This is a genomic window from Mesorhizobium sp. M7A.F.Ca.MR.148.00.0.0 (assembly GCF_003997735.1).
Lineage (GTDB): Bacteria > Pseudomonadota > Alphaproteobacteria > Rhizobiales > Rhizobiaceae > Mesorhizobium.
Genome location: NZ_RZTB01000072.1, coordinates 1 through 3,189 on the forward strand (window position 1 = coordinate 1; position 3,189 = coordinate 3,189).

The following is a 3,189-nucleotide window of genomic DNA, read 5'->3' on the forward strand; positions in this document are numbered from 1 at the left end:
TCGGAACTGGCAAGCGCTTTGAGTTCTTCCGCATAGGAGGCGTCAGGGCTGAATGTGTAGCGTTTGACGCCGGCAGGCTCCGTGCCCTGCGTGTATGGCGTCAGCACACAGCGGGCGCTGACCGCCTTGTCGGTCTTTTCGAGGAACAGGCTACGCAAAGCAGCCTCGGCGGTTTCACCTGATATGATGTCGAACAGTTCGACGAGAGGATCGGCCGCGCCGCCATCACTGTATTTGACGGCGAGTGCATTGCCGGCGAATTCGAAATGGATCCGGCGGAAGCCGAAGTCGCAGCGCTGCGTCCAGGCGGCCAGCCCGATATTTTTGTCAGACAACCTTTCCCAGACGCATTTGTCGATCGGCGGGCGCGACGGCGCCGGCTCGTCTGCCATCGCGGACATCGTCGCGGATGCAAGCAGGGCGCAGGCCCAGATGATCGATCTCATGGCGCTATTCATCGCTGCATCCTGTTTAGGTAAAGGCATCCCATGAGGAGCCGTCTGGATTGGCATTGGGGAAGTCGGCTGGCACGCTCAAACCAGCCCGAGCAGAAAGGCCGCGCCACCGAGAAAGCCTGCCGAGCAGATCCATAGCAGCCAAAGCCCCCGGACCCGGCATTCGAGCACCGCCGAGCCGGGGTTGGCGGGGTCATAGTGGACGTCGACCTTGCTGCCTTCGACATGCTGCCGTGCCTGGCCGCCGACGAGGCCCGGCAGCGAGGCAGTCACGGTGGCGCCGAAGGCCACACGATCGGCGCTGTAGCGCTGGCCGGCGACGCCATAGGAGTAGACGATGCGGGATTTGAAGACGGTGCGCCAGCGGCCATAGCCTGAATGGTTTCGGAGCGCCTGCAGACCTGAAGTGTCGATGCGGCCAACCACGATCGGCCATTTTGCCGCCTGCTCGGCCAACGCTTTCTGGGCGAAACCGATGCTCAGGATGAACAAGCCCATAAAAAGCAGCAACGCCGCGGCGCCGAGATTCTGCGGTTTGGGCAAATGCGGCCCGATCGCCTCCAGAACACCGCCAACGGAAAACACCAGCACAACCGCGCCGATCGCCAATCCCGCCGAGAGTTGGACCATGAACTTGAAGGCGCCGTCCGGCAGGGTGCGCTCGATCACCGCTTTGCTCGGATCGGCCGGATTGTAAAAGACAGTCACGTCCGCGCCGCGGGGAAACTGGGCAAGGGTTTCAGCGACTTCGAAATTCCCCAGATTTTCCTTCACGCTGTAGCGCGAGCTTTGAAACTTCTTGCCGCCGATCTTGTATTCGAAGGTGATCGCCGGAAAATTGCGCATTTCGGTGGTGTCAGTGCTGTCCGAACCAACGCCCGAGTTTCTGACCTCACGTGCCTCGACGCGCGAGGAAATGATCTTTCCCGGCGTCGGCAGCCAGCGGCTGAGTGCCTTCACCTCTCGCCATTTCATGAAGGTGATGAACGACAGCGCGCCCGCGACCACGCAGGCAAAGCCGACAAGCATGATCTTGAGTTCCAACTCGTCTCCCCCCAGGAGTGCAGGAACCTGCACATAGACAGCATGGCGGCGGCAATGTCTTGTATTTTCGCAAATCTGAAAAGGCTGAGCAGCGCAAACGGCAACAGCCCACGCCGCGTCATGCAGGCTTCACGGCCAGGAACGTGTTCCATTCTTCGCTATTGCGGCCGACGTTGAAATCGTCCCTGATGAGGACGAGCCCGGCGCCTTCGAGACGGGCCGCGAAGTCGTCCCTGCGCCAGTAGACCGTATGATATTCGCCTGATGTCTCGCCGTCGCCATTGCGCATCGAGACGAGGAAGGCGCCGCCCCGGCGCAGCGACCCGGCTATCTTGGCAAGCACCTGGTCGGTCTCGTCGCGAGGCACATGGATGAGGACGCACAGGGCCAGAACTGCGTCGTAGGGGCCGCCGAGATCATCGGTGATGAGATCGAGCAACTCGCCATGCTTGCCACGCGCGGCCTGCAGTTCCAGAAACCGCTTGGTCGCGTCGGTGCGCCGGACTTTGACACCCAAAGTCTCCAGAAAATCCGCGTCGTATCCGGCTCCGGACCCGACTTCCAAAATCCGGCCGCCTGTGCCGGCAATCGCCACCAGGCGCTTCAGCGATGCCTGCTCCTTCACGTTGGGGACATGGCGCACGATGGCATCATATTGTTCCGCATAATCCTCGTAAGCGCTGATCGTTTGACGGCTCTGCGCCAGAGCCTCCGATGACACACCCATCTTTCCTCCCATGCGTCCATGTCGGTCAAAGAGCCGGACACTTTCCTCAGCGAATGCTGCCGGCGGAAGCGTGTCCATCGAGCAGCCCGATGTCGCGTTGCCCAGACCGCGGACATCAGGCAGAGCGAAGTGCGCCGGGACTGACGACTGTCTCAGTTGGCGTCGGCTACCGTCTGCCGGCCGCCGGCCCAGGCGCGCCATTGCCGTTCGTCGCCATGGAAGACATTGAGGTCTATGCGGCCGGTGACGCCGTGCGACAGGCCGGAGCCGGAATACTGCCAGAACAGCCATTTGCGGCCGGGGTAGACCTTTGACGGATGCTGGGCCACGGCACGCAGCCAGAACGGATAGTCGAGGAATTCGCCCCTGAGATTGTCGCGGTAGAAATCGGGCGCGGTGTAGATGATGGGCCGCTGGCCGTAATGCCGCTCCAGCTTGTCCATGAACACCTGCATCTTTTCCAGCACCTTTTCGCGCGACGGCCGCCGCTTGCAGCTGGACTCGCCGTTCCACTCGACGTCGATCACCGGCGGTAGCGCGCCTTCGACCCTGGGCACGTTGCGGATGAACCAGTCCGCCTGCTCGCCGGCCGTGCGGCACCAGTAGAAGAAATGATAGGCGCCGCGCTTCAAGCCGGCGGCGTCGGCGCTGCGCCAGTTTTTCATGAACATCGGATCGAGGTGGTCACCTCCGTCGGTCGCCTTGATGTAGGCGAAGTTGGCGCCCTGGGCCCGCAATTTGTCCCAGTTGACGTTGCCTTGCCAACGCGAGACGTCGACGCCGTGCACTGCAAGGCGGCGAGGCGAACCCTTGCCGAAATTGATCGGCTTGGCGTCGCGAAATCCGTAACGGGTGAGCGGCCCGGCCAGCATGGCCGGTGCCGCGCGGGTCAACAGCTTGGGCGGCGACACCAAGGCTGCCGGCTCGACCGGCAGCTGTCTCTTCTCCACCTCTGACGCTGCC

General features: G+C 62.4%; 3 protein-coding genes and 1 pseudogene (1 of these 4 only partly in view). All 4 read right to left on the minus strand.

Annotated features, from left to right (window positions below):
• Positions 1-512 (minus strand): hypothetical protein (locus tag EOB49_RS22545; RefSeq protein WP_245472786.1); only part of this gene is annotated, 512 nt, incomplete at its 3' end.
• 21 nt (positions 513-533) lie between these two features.
• A complete protein-coding gene (locus EOB49_RS22550; protein WP_245472787.1) occupies positions 534-1,499 on the minus strand; it encodes a DUF3592 domain-containing protein in 966 nt (321 codons plus the stop codon).
• 118 nt (positions 1,500-1,617) lie between these two features.
• On the minus strand, positions 1,618-2,226 hold the full coding sequence (locus tag EOB49_RS22555; protein WP_127382268.1) for a class I SAM-dependent methyltransferase: 609 nt from the start codon (positions 2,224-2,226) through the stop codon (positions 1,618-1,620).
• Positions 2,227-2,378: 152 nt separating this feature from the next.
• Positions 2,379-3,189: pseudogene (locus EOB49_RS22560) on the minus strand (GH25 family lysozyme) (it continues 162 nt past the right edge of the window).

Bases quoted from the DNA above. Each gene is read 5' to 3' on its own strand.
- EOB49_RS22555 (WP_127382268.1), bottom strand. From the start codon at position 2,226: ATGGGTGTGTCATCGGAGGCTCTGGCGCAGAGCCGTCAAACGATCAGC.